General features: G+C 72.1%; 15 protein-coding genes. 4 read left to right on the top strand and 11 right to left on the bottom strand.

Features of this window, described 5'->3' with window-relative positions; translation table 11 throughout:
* Nucleotides 1-36: 36 nt before the first annotated feature.
* The gene (locus OG448_RS27750) at nucleotides 37-990 is read right to left on the bottom strand and encodes an ROK family protein (protein WP_405557805.1); all 954 of its coding nucleotides are present in this window, start codon (nucleotides 988-990) and stop codon (nucleotides 37-39) included.
* A 215-nt stretch (nucleotides 991-1,205) separates the two neighbouring features.
* Here OG448_RS27750 and OG448_RS27745 point away from each other — a divergent pair, with 215 nt between their 5' ends.
* A complete protein-coding gene (locus OG448_RS27745; RefSeq protein ID WP_405557803.1) occupies nucleotides 1,206-2,255 on the top strand; it encodes a LacI family DNA-binding transcriptional regulator in 1,050 nt (349 codons plus the stop codon).
* A 5-nt stretch (nucleotides 2,256-2,260) separates the two neighbouring features.
* On the opposite strand, the gene OG448_RS27740 is transcribed toward OG448_RS27745, so the two are convergent.
* The 5 genes from OG448_RS27740 to OG448_RS27720 all read right to left on the bottom strand — a co-directional run bounded on the left by OG448_RS27740 (nucleotide 2,261) and on the right by OG448_RS27720 (nucleotide 6,784).
* Nucleotides 2,261-3,523, bottom strand: coding sequence for a DUF6986 family protein (locus tag OG448_RS27740; protein WP_405557801.1), 1,263 nt, complete (start codon nucleotides 3,521-3,523; stop codon nucleotides 2,261-2,263).
* A gap of 124 nt (nucleotides 3,524-3,647) precedes the next feature.
* The gene (locus tag OG448_RS27735) at nucleotides 3,648-4,610 is read right to left on the bottom strand and encodes an electron transfer flavoprotein subunit alpha/FixB family protein (protein WP_405557799.1); all 963 of its coding nucleotides are present in this window, start codon (nucleotides 4,608-4,610) and stop codon (nucleotides 3,648-3,650) included.
* Between the two features lie 54 nt (nucleotides 4,611-4,664).
* On the bottom strand, nucleotides 4,665-5,450 hold the full coding sequence (locus tag OG448_RS27730) for an electron transfer flavoprotein subunit beta/FixA family protein (protein ID WP_405557798.1): 786 nt from the start codon (nucleotides 5,448-5,450) through the stop codon (nucleotides 4,665-4,667).
* Nucleotides 5,451-5,671: 221 nt separating this feature from the next.
* Entirely contained in the window at nucleotides 5,672-6,181 is a 510-nt protein-coding gene (locus OG448_RS27725; RefSeq protein WP_405557796.1) for a flavin reductase family protein, read from the bottom strand.
* A 195-nt stretch (nucleotides 6,182-6,376) separates the two neighbouring features.
* A complete protein-coding gene (locus OG448_RS27720; RefSeq protein WP_405557794.1) occupies nucleotides 6,377-6,784 on the bottom strand; it encodes a TlpA family protein disulfide reductase in 408 nt (135 codons plus the stop codon).
* Nucleotides 6,785-6,990: 206 nt separating this feature from the next.
* Here OG448_RS27720 and OG448_RS27715 point away from each other — a divergent pair, with 206 nt between their 5' ends.
* Nucleotides 6,991-7,719 carry a lysophospholipid acyltransferase family protein gene (locus OG448_RS27715; RefSeq protein WP_405557793.1) on the top strand — a complete coding sequence of 243 codons (729 nt, stop codon included), beginning with the start codon at nucleotides 6,991-6,993 and terminating at the stop codon, nucleotides 7,717-7,719.
* 65 nt (nucleotides 7,720-7,784) lie between these two features.
* Here OG448_RS27715 and OG448_RS27710 read toward each other — a convergent pair whose 3' ends face one another.
* The 3 genes from OG448_RS27710 to OG448_RS27700 are packed head-to-tail and all read right to left on the bottom strand — an operon-like array spanning nucleotide 7,785 to nucleotide 11,037.
* Nucleotides 7,785-8,855, bottom strand: coding sequence for a threonine aldolase family protein (locus tag OG448_RS27710; protein ID WP_405557792.1), 1,071 nt, complete (start codon nucleotides 8,853-8,855; stop codon nucleotides 7,785-7,787).
* Nucleotides 8,852-9,598, bottom strand: a complete 747-nt coding sequence (locus tag OG448_RS27705) for an SDR family NAD(P)-dependent oxidoreductase (protein WP_405557790.1) — start codon at nucleotides 9,596-9,598, stop codon at nucleotides 8,852-8,854. Before OG448_RS27705 ends, OG448_RS27710 begins: the two co-directional genes overlap by 4 nt.
* A 41-nt stretch (nucleotides 9,599-9,639) precedes the next feature.
* The gene (locus tag OG448_RS27700; protein WP_405557788.1) at nucleotides 9,640-11,037 is read right to left on the bottom strand and encodes a DUF6421 family protein; all 1,398 of its coding nucleotides are present in this window, start codon (nucleotides 11,035-11,037) and stop codon (nucleotides 9,640-9,642) included.
* Nucleotides 11,038-11,380: 343 nt separating this feature from the next.
* Between OG448_RS27700 and OG448_RS27695 the strand changes: the two genes are divergently transcribed.
* Entirely contained in the window at nucleotides 11,381-12,064 is a 684-nt protein-coding gene (locus tag OG448_RS27695; RefSeq protein WP_405557787.1) for a glycerophosphodiester phosphodiesterase, read from the top strand.
* A 12-nt stretch (nucleotides 12,065-12,076) separates the two neighbouring features.
* On the opposite strand, the gene OG448_RS27690 is transcribed toward OG448_RS27695, so the two are convergent.
* Nucleotides 12,077-12,613, bottom strand: coding sequence for a GNAT family N-acetyltransferase (locus OG448_RS27690; RefSeq protein ID WP_405557785.1), 537 nt, complete (start codon nucleotides 12,611-12,613; stop codon nucleotides 12,077-12,079).
* Between the two features lie 69 nt (nucleotides 12,614-12,682).
* On the opposite strand from OG448_RS27690, the gene OG448_RS27685 reads away from it, so the two are divergent.
* Nucleotides 12,683-13,075 carry a VOC family protein gene (locus OG448_RS27685; RefSeq protein ID WP_405557783.1) on the top strand — a complete coding sequence of 131 codons (393 nt, stop codon included), beginning with the start codon at nucleotides 12,683-12,685 and terminating at the stop codon, nucleotides 13,073-13,075.
* A gap of 9 nt (nucleotides 13,076-13,084) precedes the next feature.
* Here OG448_RS27685 and OG448_RS27680 read toward each other — a convergent pair whose 3' ends face one another.
* Entirely contained in the window at nucleotides 13,085-13,615 is a 531-nt protein-coding gene (locus OG448_RS27680; RefSeq protein ID WP_405557782.1) for a MarR family winged helix-turn-helix transcriptional regulator, read from the bottom strand.

Raw genomic sequence — 13,615 nt, 5'->3', positions numbered from 1 at the left:
GGCCACGGGGGCGCCCCCGTGGCCACGCGCGGCCTTTCAGACCCCGGCGGCGGTGGTGTCCGGCCTGAGGGCCAGCGCGGCAGCCGCGGCACCGACCAGGCCGGCGTCGGTGCCCATCTGCGCGGGCACCACGGTGAGCCGCTGGACGAAGGAGAGGGTGGCGTAGTCCGCGAGGGCCTTGCGCAGCGGGGCGAAGAGCACGTCGCCCGCCTTGCCGACGCCGCCGCCGATCACCGCGATGTCGATCTCGACCAGGGTCGCCGTCGCCGCGATCCCGGCCGCGAGGGCTTGCGCGGCCCGCTCGAAGGAGGCCACGGCGACCGGGTCGCCCCGGCGGGCCGCGTCGGCGACGGCGGCGGCGGAGGTGTCGCCGTCCGGGCCGGGCCGCCAGCCGTCCGCCAGGGCACGGCGGGCGATGTTGGGGCCGCTGGCCAGGCCCTCCACGCAGCCGCGCGCGCCGCACGGGCAGGGCTCGCCGTCCAGGTCGACGCTGATGTGGCCGATGTGACCGGCGTTGCCGGTGGGGCCGGGGTGCAGGCGCCCGCCGAGGACCAGTCCGCCGCCGACGCCGGTGGAGACCACCATGCACAGGGCGTTGTCGTGACCGCGTGCGGCGCCCTGCCAGTGTTCGGCGGCGGTGATGGCGACCCCGTCGCCGATCAGCTCGACCGGGAGTCCGCCGGTCGCCGCGCGTACCCGGTCGACCAGCGGGAAGCCGCGCCAGCCCGGCACGTTCACCGGGCTCACGGTGCCCGCCGAGGCGTCCACCGGCCCGGCGCTGCCGATGCCGATCACGGAGGCGCGTCCCCACAACGGCGAGGCGGCGAGATCGCCGAGCACCTGCTCGACGGCCTGCATGACCGTTTCGCCGTCCTGTCGCGCGGGCGTCGCGCGCTGCGTGCGCGCCTGAATCCGGCCATGGCCGTCCACCAGCGCACCGGCGATCTTGGTACCGCCGATGTCCAGGGCCGCCACGAGGTCGGTGTGCATCTGAGTCTGGTCTCCCCGTCGAGCCGTAGGTCGGGTTCCGGTGGGCCTCCTGGCCTGGTCGCGGTGGGGGCGCGGGCCGGGACGGCGGTGGACAGTCTCTCTCGCACCTGACAACGTTGTCCAGGCTCTATGCTCGACGCCACATGCTTGTACCGGCCTTTGATTCCCCGCACCACCCCGCGACACCCCCGGACAACAGGACAGGACACCGCACCGTGCCCGAGACCACCCGCCGAGCAGACCGCGCCCACGGCAGCCGTTACGGCAACCGGCCCACCATGAAGGACGTGGCCGCACGGGCCGGGGTCGGCCTGAAGACGGTGTCCCGCGTGGTCAACGGCGAGCCGGGTGTCACCCCGGACACCGAGCGGCGGGTGCGGGAGGCGATCGAGGCGCTGGGTTTCCGGCGCAACGACAGCGCGCGGGTGCTGCGCAAGGGCCGCACCGCCAGCATCGGCCTGGTGCTGGAGGACCTCGCGGACCCCTTCTACGGGCCGCTCAGCCGCGCCGTCGAGGAGGTGGCCCGCGCGCACGGGGCGCTGCTCATCAACGGGTCCAGCGCGGAGGACCCGGAGCGGGAGCAGGAGTTGGCGCTCGCGCTGTGCGCGCGGCGGGTGGACGGTCTGGTGGTGATCCCGGCCGGGGACGACCACCGTTATCTGGAGCCGGAGATCCGGGCGGGCGTGGCCACGGTGTTCGTGGACCGGCCGGCCGGGGGCATCGACGCGGACGTGGTCCTGTCGGACAACTTCGGCGGCGCGCGTGACGGGGTGGCCCATCTGATCGCGCACGGCCACCGCCGCATCGGCTTCATCGGTGACATGCCCCGCATCCACACGGCCGCCGAGCGGCTGCGCGGTTACCGGGCGGCGATGAAGGACGCGGGGATACCGGTCGCGGAGGGCTGGATGTCGCTGGGGGCGACCGATCCGGAGCGGGTGCGGCGGGCCACGGAGGAGATGCTCTCCGGGTCCGACCCGGTCACCGCCGTCTTCACCGGCAACAACCGGGTGACGGTCACCGTGATCCGGGTCCTGGCCGAGCACGCCCGGCCGGTCGCCCTGGTCGGGTTCGACGACTTCGAGCTGGCCGATCTGCTCCAGCCGGGCGTGACGGTGGTCGCCCAGGACGCGGCCGCCCTGGGCCGGACCGCCGCCGACCGCCTCTTCCAGCGCCTCGACGGCGCCCTCGGCACCCCGGAACGCCTCGAACTCCCCACCCGCCTCATCACTCGGGGCTCGGGCGAACTGCCTCCGGCGGGCTGAGGGCGTCACTGGGGGCGGACGGCCGCCAACTGCTCCAGCCCGGCCCGGCTCAGCCCGCTCGCGGCCGTCACCTCCGCACTGTCCAGGGCGCCGCAGTGCAGCCCCCGGAGCAGGTAACCGCTCAACGCCCGTGCGGTGGCGGGCTCGTCCAGCACGTCGCCCTGGGCACGCGCGGTGTAGGCGGCGAGGCGGGCCGCCGCCTGGGCGAAGCCCTCGCGGTAGAAGGCGAAGACGGCCGCGTACCGGGTCGGCAGATGGCCGGGGTGCATGTCCCAGCCCTGGTGATAGGCGCGGGCCAGGGCGCGGCGGGTGAGCCGGTGGTGCAGCCGCCAGGCGTCGTGGACCTGCGCGGTGGGGCCGACCGGCAGCACGTTGGTGGAGCCGTCCGAGACGCGTACGCCGGTGCCGGCGGCCGCGACCTGCATCACCGCCTTGGCGTGGTCGGCGGCGGGGTGGTCGGGTGCCTGGTGGGCGGCGGAGACGCCGAGGGCGGCGCTGTAGTCGAAGGTGCCGTAGTGCAGTCCGGTGGCCCGGCCCTCGGCCGCCTGGATCATGCGGGCGACAGTGGCGGTGCCGTCCGTGGCGAGGATCGCCTGGCTGGTCTCGATCTGGATCTCGAAGCCGAGCCTCCCGGCCTCCAGCCCGTGCGCCCGCTCGAAGGCGTCCAGCACGCGGGCGAACGCCGCGACCTGCTCGGCGTACGTCACCTTCGGCAGCGTCAGGTTCAGCCCCTCGGGCAGCCCTCCTGCCGCCATCAGCCCGGTGAGGAAGACGTCGAGCGTACGGATGCCCCGCTCGCGCATCCCCGCCTCCATGCACTTCACCCGCACACCCAGGTACGGGGGCGCGTCCTCCGCGAGGAGCCGGGCGGCACGCGCGGCGTCCTCGTCCTCCTCGGCGTCCGGCCGGTGCCCGTACCCGTCCTCGAAGTCGACCCGCAGATCTTCCACGGGCTCCCGCTCCAGCTTGGCCCGGACCCGCTCGTACACCGGCCCGGCGAGTTCCCCGTCCAGCCCGAGCACGGCCGCGAACGAGCCCGCGTCCGGCGCGTGTTCGTCGAGCGCGGCCAGCGCCCGGTCGCCCCACTCGCGGACGGTGCCCGCCTCGAACACATCGCCGGGCACATACACGGTGTGCACGGGCTGACGCGTGCCAGGGTCGCCGGGATAACGGAGCGCCAACTCCTCGTCGACGGGCGCGAGAAGCCCGTCGACCTCCTTGCCGACCTCCGCGCCGAGAGTCGTCCTCACATGCTCCTGCCGACCCATTCCCACACCCTCCGGCCTCGACAAACCGTTGACGGACGGTATCCAGGGCGATTCCGGCGGGTCAACAACAGGGCGAGGCCCCCGGGACCGTGTGGGTTCCGGGGGCCTCGTTCAGCGGCGGGGGTCAGCCCTTGCGGGTCTTGACTTCCTCGGTGAGCTGCGGGACGACCTCGAAGAGGTCGCCGACCACGCCGTAGTCGACCAGGTCGAAGATCGGGGCCTCGGGGTCCTTGTTGACCGCGACGATCGTCTTCGAGGTCTGCATGCCGGCGCGGTGCTGGATCGCACCGGAGATGCCGTTGGCGATGTAGAGCTGCGGCGAGACCGACTTACCGGTCTGGCCGACCTGGTTGGTGTGCGGGTACCAGCCCGCGTCCACCGCGGCACGCGAGGCGCCGACGGCGGCACCGAGGGAGTCGGCGAGGGCCTCGATCAGCGCGAAGTTCTCCGCGCCGTTGACGCCACGGCCGCCGGAGACCACGATCGCGGCCTCGGTCAGCTCCGGGCGGCCCGTGGACTCGCGCGGCGTGCGGCCGGTGACCTTGGTGCCGGTCGCCTTCTCCGAGAAGGTCACCGACAGGGCCTCGGCCGCGCCGGCGGCCGGGGCGGCCTCCACGGCGGCCGAGTTCGGCTTGACCGTGATGACCGGGGTGCCCTTGGTGACCTGGGACTTGGTGGTGTACGACGCGGCGAACACCGACTGGGTGGCGACGGGACCCTCGGTCCCGGCCACCAGGTCGACGGCGTCGGTGATCAGACCGGAGCCGATGCGCAGCGCCAGACGGGCGGCGACCTCCTTGCCCTCCGCGGAGGACGGGACCAGCACGGCGGCCGGGGAGACGGCCTCGACGGCGGCCTGGAGCGCGTCGACCTTCGGCACGACCAGGTAGTCGGCGTACTCGGACGCGTCGTCGGTGAGTACCTTCACCGCGCCGTGCTCGGCGAGGGCGGCGACGGTGTCGGCGGCGCCGTTGCCCAGGGCGACGGCGACGGGCTCGCCGATGCGGCGGGCCAGCGTCAGCAGCTCAAGGGTGGGCTTGCGGACGGCACCGTCCACGTGGTCGACGTAGACGAGGACTTCAGCCATGGGATTGCTCTCCTGCGTAACGAAGTTGAGGGGCGGTCGGCGGGGTGCGGGGCCTTAGATGAACTTCTGGCCCGCGAGGTACTCGGCGAGCTGCTTGCCGCCCTCGCCCTCGTCCTTGACGATCGTGCCCGCGGTGCGCGCCGGACGCTCGGTCGCGGCCTCGACCTTGGTCCAAGCGCCCTCGAGACCGACCTCCTCCGCCTCGATGTCGAGGTCGGACAGGTCCCAGGACTCCACCGGCTTCTTCTTCGCCGCCATGATGCCCTTGAACGACGGGTAACGCGCCTCACCGGACTGGTCGGTCACGGAGACCACGGCCGGAAGGGAAGCCTCGAGCTGCTCGGAGGCGGCGTCGCCGTCGCGGCGGCCCTTGACGGTGCCGTCCTCGACCGAGACCTCGGAGAGCAGCGTCACCTGCGGCACGCCCAGACGCTCGGCGACCAGCGCGGGAACGACACCCATGGTGCCGTCGGTGGAGGCCATGCCGGAGATCACCAGGTCAAAGCCGGCCTTCTCGATCGCCTTGGCCAGCACCAGCGAGGTGCCCATCACGTCGGTGCCGTGCAGGTCGTCGTCCTCGACGTGGATCGCCTTGTCGGCGCCCATCGAGAGAGCCTTGCGCAGCGCGTCCTTCGCGTCCTCGGGGCCGACGGTCAGCACGGTGACCTCGGCGTCGTCCGCGTCCTCCGCGATCTGCAGAGCCTGCTCCACCGCGTACTCGTCGAGTTCGGAGAGCAGACCGTCCACGTCGTCGCGGTCGACGGTCAGGTCATCGGCGAAGTGCCGGTCGCCAGTGGCGTCGGGCACGTACTTCACAGTGACAACGATCCTCAAGCTCACGCCGGCTCTCCTACTGCATCGTCTTTTCCGGGCTGCCTCTTGAAGTGCAGCATAGGCGCCTCAAGCGGCCGATCGCGGTCGGGGCGTCCGCGCGCTCCGACCGAAATATTACTCGCCAGTACACCCAGTTCCTGCCCGCTAAGCAAGCGCTTTGAACTGTGACCTTCGCAACGCAGCGTAACCGGAACTCGACGGCTCCGCAGAGCCGGGGCCCAACCCGCTCAGTCCCGCAGGGCGTTGAAGCGTCCCTGGTGATAGAGCAGCGGACGGCCGTCGCCGGACGGGTCGCCGAACAGCACCTCGGCGAGCACGATCCGGTGGTCCCCGGCTGGTACCCGGCCCACGATCCGGCACACCAGCCAGGCGAGCACGTCGTCCAGTACGGGCACCCCGCCGGGCCCCTCGCGCCACGCGGTGGACGCCCCGAAGCGGTCGGCGCCGCTGCGGGCGAAGGTGGCGGCGAGGTCGCTCTGGTGCTCGGCGAGCAGATGCACGCCGACGTGGTCGGTGCGCTCGATGGCGGGCCAGCTCGACCCGCCGGTGCCTATGCCGAAGGAGATCATCGGGGGCTCGGCGGAGACGGAGCTGAGCGAGGTGGCGGTGAAGCCGACCGGGCCGCGCTCGCCGCGCGCGGTGATCACCGCGACACCGGCCGCGTGCCGGCGGAAGACGGAACGCAGCAGCTCCGGCGAGGCGGGCTGACGGGAACCGAGGCCGGGGGTGGCCGTCATGGAGTGATCCTTCTGCTGACGGGGGCGAGCTGGTGAGGTCCGGGGCTGTTCAACGGCCCCGGCAGCGGGCGCTCCCGGGGCGGGCCGGTCCGCTGGGGCCGACCGGTCCGGCGAGAAGGTGTTCGATCTGCACCGGGCCAGGCTGACGACAGACGGCGGGCGCAGTCAAGTCGCCGCCGGGGTGCCCGGGAGCGCTCAGCCATCGTGCCGCCCGTCGACGGCCTCGCCCAGCGCGGCGATGACATCGGCCCTGCGTGGCTGCCCCTGGGCGCGCCGCACGACCGCGCCGTCCGCGTCGAGGACGAGCACGGTGGGGGTCTTCAGGATGCCGAGTTCGCGGACGAGTTCCAGCCGGGCCTCCGCGTCGATCTCGACGTGGACGACGCCGGGCACCATGCGCGCGACCTCGGCGAGGGTGCGCCGGGTGGCCCGGCAGGGCGCGCAGAAGGCGGAGGAGAACTGTACGAGGGTGGCCCGCTCCCCCGGTTCGCCGCCGAGGTCGGCCGTCGTCAGCCGCCGTACGTCGTCCGCCCCGCGCACCCGTGTCCTCCACTCCGCCGCCTGTGCGGCGCCGCTCGTCCGATCCGTCCTCAACACCAGCACATCGAGGGCCGAATGGATTCCCTGCCTCCGAAAGGGGGGGTCGAGGGCGGACGTGACGAGGATCTCGCCGCCACCGGGCACCAGGACTGGTCACCCGCCCGTTCTTGGGGCACGATCTGCGAGAGCCGTAAACCTACGGCTCCGTAACTTCCCGCCGGGAGCCCCCTTTCCCGAGCAGAGCAGAGCAGAAAGGGACCACCCCGCTTATGGCAGAGCTGGTCTACCGTCCCGTCGTCGGTCTCGCCAAGACGATGTTCAAGGTCTGGGACCTCAAGATCGACTGCCAGGGGTCGGAGAACATCCCGCGCTCCGGCGGCGCCGTCCTGGTGAGCAATCACATCAGCTACCTGGACTTCATCTTCAACGGCCTGGCCGCGCTGCCGCAGAAGCGCCTGGTGCGGTTCATGGCCAAGGAGTCGGTGTTCCGGCACAGGGTGTCGGGTCCGCTGATGCGCGGCATGAAGCACATCCCGGTCGACCGCGAGCAGGGCGAGACGGCGTACGCGCACGCGCTGGCGTCGCTGCGCGCCGGGGAGATCGTCGGGGTGTTCCCCGAGGCGACGATCTCGCAGTCCTTCACGCTGAAGGGCTTCAAGTCCGGTGCCGCGCGCCTGGCCCAGGAAGCGGGCGTCCCGCTGGTGCCGATGGCGCTGTGGGGCACCCAGCGGCTGTGGACCAAGGGCCAGCCGCGCAACTTCAGGCGCAGCCACACCCCGATCACCATGCGGGTCGGCGAGGCGATGGAGGCGTCGCGCGAGCAGTACGCGGGCGCGATCACCCGCCGGCTGCGCGAGCGCGTCCAGGAGTTGCTGGACGCCGCCCAGCGCGCCTACCCGGCCCGCCCGAAGGGCGCCGAGGACTCCTGGTGGCTCCCCGCCCACCTGGGCGGCTCGGCTCCGACGAACGAGCAGTTGCGCGCGGCCGAGGCCCACTGAGACGACGACGGCCCGGCCGGACGATCACCGTCCGGCCGGGCCGTTCCTGCGTCTTGAGCGGGCCCTCAGCGGGCCATCTCCTCCTTGAGCGCCGCGACGAAGGTGTCGACGTCGTCCTCGGTGGTGTCGAAGGCGCACATCCAGCGGACGTCACCGGCCGCCTCGTCCCAGAAGTAGAAGCGGAACCGCTTCTGCAACCGGACGCTCACGTCGTGCGGGAGCCGGGCGAAGACGCCGTTGGCCTGCACCGGGTGCAGGATCTCCACGCCGTGCACCGCGCGGACGCCCTCGGCGAGGCGCTGGGCCATCTCGTTGGCGTGCCGGGCGTTGCGCAGCCAGAGGTCCTTGGCGAACAGGGCCTCCAACTGCACCGAGACGAAGCGCATCTTGGACGCGAGCTGCATGGACAGCTTGCGCAGGTGCTTCATGTGGGAGACGGCGTCCTGGTTGATGACGACGACCGCCTCGCCGAACAGGGCACCGTTCTTCGTCCCGCCCAGCGAGAGGATGTCGACGCCGACCGCGTTGGTGAACGCCCGCATGGGGACGTTCAGGGAGGCGGCGGCGTTGGATATCCGGGACCCGTCCAGGTGCACCTTCATGCCGTGCGCGTGGGCGTGCTCGCAGATCGCCCGGATCTCGTCCGGCGTGTAGAGCGTGCCCAGCTCGGTGGACTGGGTGATCGAGACGACCTGGGGCATCGCCCGGTGCTCGTCGTCCCAGCCGAACGCCTGCCGGTCGATCAGCTCGGGGGTGAGCTTGCCGTCCGGGGTGGGCACGGTGAGCAGCTTCAGTCCGCCCATCCGCTCGGGCGCGCCGCCCTCGTCCACGTTGATGTGCGCGCTCTCGGCGCAGATCACCGCGCCCCAGCGGTCGGTGACCGCCTGGAGCGCGACGACGTTGGCGCCGGTGCCGTTGAACACCGGGAACGCCTCGGCGGTGGCGCCGAAGTGACTGCGAATGATCCGCTGGAGGTTCTCGGTGTACTCGTCGTCGCCGTACGCGACCTGGTGGCCGCCGTTGGCCAGGGCCACGGCGGCGAGCACCTCGGGGTGCGCCCCGGCGTAGTTGTCGCTGGCGAAACCGCGGACCTGCGGGTCGTGGTGGCGACGGGCGTCGGTCCTGGGAGGGTTCACGGCTTCTCGGTCAGCCACAGACGGTTTCCGTTCACTTCGGCGGCGGGCCTGCCCCAGACGCCCTCGATGGCCTCGGCCAGCTCCTTGACGTCCGTGAAGCCCGCGAACTTCGCGTTGGGACGCTCCGCGCGCATCGCGTCGTGCACCAGCGCCTTCACCACCAGGATGGCAGCCGCGGCCTGCGGGCCGTCCTCGCCCCCCGCCTTGCGGAAGCCGTCGGCCATGGCCAGCGTCCACGCCTCGGCCGCGGCCTTGGCGGCGGAGTACGCGGCGTTGCCCGCGGTCGGCTTGGACGCGCCGGCGGCGCTGATCAGCAGGTAGCGGCCGTCACCGGCGCGCTGGAGGGCGTCGTAGAAGGCCAGCGAGGTGTGCTGGACCGTGCGGACGAGCAGCTTCTCCAGCAGGTCCCAGTCGGCGAGGTCGGTGTCGTCGAATTTGGCGCCGCCGCGCCAGCCGCCGACCAGGTGGACCAGGCCGTCGACGCGGCCGAACTCCTTCTCGATGCCGGAGGCCCAGGCGCGGGTGGAGTCCAGGTCGAGCAGGTCGACCGTCTCGCCGGTGACCTTGGCGCCGCCGTTGGCGTAGCGCGCCGCGTCCACGGCCTCCGCCAGGCGGGCGGGGTCGTTGTCCGCGCCGACCACGGTCGCGCCCGCCTCGGCGAGCCTGATCAGGGTGGCCCGTCCCGCCGGTCCGCCCGCACCGGCGACCGCGATCACCGCGCCCCGAAGAGCCCCGTTCTGCATCGTCTTCCCTTCTCCCACTGCCGTGTCGTCCCGGCGGTCGCTCACGCGGCGATCCGCTCGGCGCCGTCCGCCGTGATGCCCTTGGTCTCGGCGATCACATTCTTCAGCTTCTTGGCGAGTGCCTCGTAGAACATGCTCAGCGGAAACTCGTCCGGGAGCACGTCGTCCACCAGCTTGCGCGGCGGCAGGCTGAGGTCGAGGGCGTCGGGGCCCTTGGCCCACTTCGAGCCGGGGTGCGGGGAGAGGTAGCCGGCGACGAGCTCGTACCCGGCGAACCAGTGGACCAGCTTGGGGCGGTCGATGCCGTCGCGGTAGAGCTGCTCGATGTCGGCGCAGAGCTGGTTGGTGACCTGCGGGGCGCGCTCCCAGTCGATGGCGAGCTTGTTGTCGGTCCAGCGGACCACGTCGTGCTTGTGCAGGTAGGCGAAGAGGAGCTGGCCGCCGAGCCCGTCGTAGTTGCGGACGCGGTCGCCGGTGACCGGGAAGCGGAACATCCGGTCGAAGAGCACCGCGTACTGCACGTCACGGGCCTGCGGGACGCCGTCCGCCTCCAGCTTCACGGCCTCCTTGAAGGCGGTGAGGTCGCAGCGCAGCTCCTCCAGGCCGTACATCCAGAACGGCTGGCGCTGCTTGATCATGAACGGGTCGAACGGCAGGTCGCCGTGGCTGTGGGTGCGGTCGTGGACCATGTCCCAGAGCACGAACGCCTCTTCGCAGCGCTTCTGGTCGTGCACCATCGCGGCGATGTCCCCGGGCAGCTCAAGGCCCAGGATGCCGACGGCGGCGTCGGTGACCCGGCGGAAGCGCGCGGCCTCGCGGTCGCAGAAGATGCCACCCCAGGAGAAACGTTCCGGCGCCTCGCGGACGGCGATGGTCTCCGGGAAGAGGACGGCGGAGTTGGTGTCGTAGCCGGCCGTGAAGTCCTCGAAGGTGATGCCGCAGAACAGCGGGTTGTCGTACCGGGTGCGCTCCAGCTCGGCCAGCCAGTCCGGCCAGACCATGCGCAGCACGACCGCCTCGAGATTGCGGTCGGGGTTGCCGTTCTGCGTGTACATCGCGAAGACGACCAGGTGCTGGAGGCCGTCCGCGCGGTCGGCGGCGGGCTGGAAGGCCAGCAGCGAGTCCAGGAAGTCCGGCACCTCGAAGCCGCCCTCGGCCCAGCGGCGCAGGTCGGCCACCAGCGCGCGGTGGTACGCCGCGTCGTGCGGGAGCAGCGGGGAGAGCTGCTCCACCGCGTCAACGACCCGGTTCACGGCCGCCTCGGCCTCGGCCCGCTCGAGGGCGCCCTCGGCGGTGAAGTCGATCGAGCCGTCCTTCGACTGCCATGGCCGGATCTGCTCCACCGCGGCCTTGAGGACGGGCCACGCCGGGTGCTCGACCACCCTGGTCAGCGAAGGAACCTGTCCCTCCGGACCGGCCTGCACAAGAATTTCCGTCATGTCCCATCCTCCACGGGAGAACCTCGCGTATGGACACCGTATGCATACCCCGTTTTGCCGAACAAGAGGGGGATCGGGAAATTATTCTGCACGGCCGCATGGTCACCGCTGTTTTTCCCGCCTCAAACCGTGACCGCGCTCACTTTCACAGCGGGTCTCGAGGAGGTCCGGGACCGTGACCGGACGCCCCGTTCCGGCCATAAAGCCTCTGGCGCCCCGCCGGGCAGTCCGCGATCGCCGGGGGGCCGAGATGGCCGTTAGGCTGCGAGCCAGGTGTGCGGACGACGACACTCCGTCGGGTCCGCGAAAGCCGGATCCGCCGTCGACGGAAGCGAGTTGAACCTTGAACTTCCTTACCATCGGGCACCGTGGGGTCATGGGTGTCGAGCCCGAGAACACGCTCCGTTCCTTCGCCGCCGCCGAGCAGGCCGGGCTGGACCTGATCGAACTCGATCTGCACCTGAGCAAGGACGGTGCGCTGATCGTCATGCACGACGCCGCGGTGGACCGCACCACGGACGGCACCGGGCAGATCGCCGAGAAGACCCTCGCGGAGCTGCGCGCCCTGGACGCCGGGCTCGGCGAGCGGGTGCCGGTCTTCGAAGAGGTGCTCGACGCGGTCCGGGCGCCCGTGCAGGCCGAGATCAAGGACGTGGCCGCCGCGAAGGCGCTGGCGGAGGTGATGCTCCGGCGGGACCTGGTCTCCCGCGTGGAGGTCATCTCCTTCCACGACGAGGCGCTCGCCGAGGTCTCCCGGCTGGTACCGGGGGTGCGCACCGCGCTGGTGGCCGAGCACTACGGCCCCGAGGTGGTGGACCGCGCGGTCGCGGTCGGCGCGGCGACCCTCTGTCTGGACGTCCGCAGGCTGACGCTGGAGGTCGTGGAGAAGGCGCGCGCCGCGCGCCTGAGGGTCTTCGCCTGGGTGGTGAACACCCAGGACGAGCTGCGGCTGGTGCGCGCCCTCCAACTGGACGGCGCGACCACCGACCTCCCGGACATCAAGCGCACCGGCCGCTTCACCGCCTAGGCGGGGCCGCCGTCACACCAGCGGCTTGACCAGCAGCTCGAAGCGCAGGTCGGGGCGGCGCGGGATGCCGAAGCGCTCATCGCCGTACGGGAACGGGGTCATCTCACCCGTACGGCGGTAGCCCCGGCGCTCGTACCAGCCGATCAGGTCGTCGCGGACCGAGATCACCGTCATGTGCATCTCGGTGGCGCCCCAGTCGGCCCGCGCCAGCCGCTCCGCCTCCGCCATGACCGCCTTGCCCAGGCCCGACCCCTGGAGGGTGGGGCTCACCGCGAACATGCCGAAGTAGGCGTGCGTTCCCCGGTGTTCGAGCTGGCAGCAGGCGACGATCCCGCCCTCCCGCTCCACCACCAGCAGCCTGCTGTCGGGCGTCTTGATGACCTGGCGCACACCCTCGGGGTCGGTGCGCTGCCCGTCCAGGATGTCCGCCTCGGTGGTCCACCCGGCCCGGCTGGCGTCCCCCCGGTACGCCGACTCGACGAGCGCGACGAGGGCGTCCACGTCGGCGTCGGTGGCGTCGCGGAACGTCGGTCCGGTGGCGGTGTCCATGGGGTGTACTCCGATCTGGGGCGCGGCTGAACACAGACGAGGGTAATCGGGCGGCTAGGCTCCGCTCGCATGGTGCATGTACTGGGCAGCCGGACCCTCATCCGCCCCACGGACCCCGAACGCTCCCGTGCCTTCTACGGCGGCCGGCTCGGGCTCGCCGTCTACCGCGAGTTCGGGGAGGGCCCCGAGCGCGGGACCGTCTACTTCCTGGGCGGCGGCTTCCTCGAACTCTCCGGCCGGGCCGAAACCCCGCTCGCACCGTCGGTACGCCTGTGGCTCCAGGTGCCGGACGCGGCCGCCGCGCACGACGAGCTGCGGGCCGAGGGCGTGGAGATCGTGCGGGCGCCGGTCCGGGAGCCGTGGGGGCTGATCGAGATGTGGATCGCCGACCCGGACGGCATCCCGATCGTGCTGGTGGAGATCCCGGCGGACCATCCGCTGCGGTACCGACCGGGCATCTGACGCACCTCTTCAGCCGCGCAGGGCGCCCAGCCGGCCCTCCAGACCGTCGAGGAGCCCGGCGAGCAGACCGGACAGCTCGTCCTGGCTGTCGGGGGTCAGCACGGACAGCACGGCCTCCTCGTAGGCGAGTTGCTCGGGCAGGATGCCGTCCACGAGGTCGCGTCCGGCGTCGGTGAGGCGGAGGTGGGAGACGCGGCGGTCGCGGGTGTCGCCGCGCCGCTCGACGAGGCCGCGTTCGGTGAGCTGCTTGACCCGCTTGGTCACGGCCGCCCCGGAGGAGAAGGTCTCCCGCGCCAGCTCCCCCGGCGTCAGCTCGTGGCCGGTGCGGCGGAGCGCGCCGAGCAGGTCGAACTCCGCCCGGCTGAGCCCCGCCCGGCGCAGCGGGGCGTCCTCGGCCTGCTGGAGGAGGGCGGCGCAGCGGTTGATCCGGCCGATAACCTCCATGGGCCCGGTGTCCAGCGCGGGGTGCACGGCACGCCACTGCCGGACCACCGAGGCGACGGTGTCCGCCCTGGCATGCTGATTCGCCCTGTCCGTCAT

The sequence above is a fragment of the Streptomyces sp. NBC_01171 genome (genome assembly GCF_045039805.1).
Lineage (GTDB): Bacteria > Actinomycetota > Actinomycetes > Streptomycetales > Streptomycetaceae > Streptomyces.
The sequence above is the reverse complement of the archived record's forward strand: the minus strand, read 5'-3'. Positions and strand labels throughout refer to the sequence as shown.